The sequence below is a fragment of the Vibrio chemaguriensis genome (genome assembly GCF_012275705.1).
Classification (GTDB): Bacteria; Pseudomonadota; Gammaproteobacteria; order Enterobacterales; family Vibrionaceae; genus Vibrio; species Vibrio diabolicus.
This window is the reverse complement of the sequence record NZ_SHOE01000067.1, coordinates 1-206: the sequence shown is the minus strand read 5'-3', so window position 1 is coordinate 206 and position 206 is coordinate 1. Positions and strand designations below refer to the sequence as shown.

The 206-nt window shown below is 50.0% G+C and carries 2 tRNA genes; both read left to right on the top strand.

Annotated features, from left to right (window positions below):
• Nucleotides 1-50: 50 nt before the first annotated feature.
• Nucleotides 51-126: transfer RNA gene (locus EX191_RS22815), tRNA-Glu, on the top strand.
• 2 nt (nt 127-128) lie between these two features.
• Nucleotides 129-204, top strand: a tRNA-Lys gene (locus EX191_RS22810).
• Nucleotides 205-206 lie beyond the last annotated feature (2 nt).

Genomic DNA, 206 nt, shown 5'->3' with positions numbered 1-206 from the left:
GGTTTATGAAGTTTAAGAGATAGAACATCCCCCAAGATGTTCAACTTAGTGTCCCGTTCGTCTAGAGGCCTAGGACACCGCCCTTTCACGGCGGTAACAGGGGTTCGACTCCCCTACGGGATACCATTGGGTCGTTAGCTCAGTTGGTAGAGCAGTTGACTTTTAATCAATTGGTCGCAGGTTCGAATCCTGCACGACCCACCATT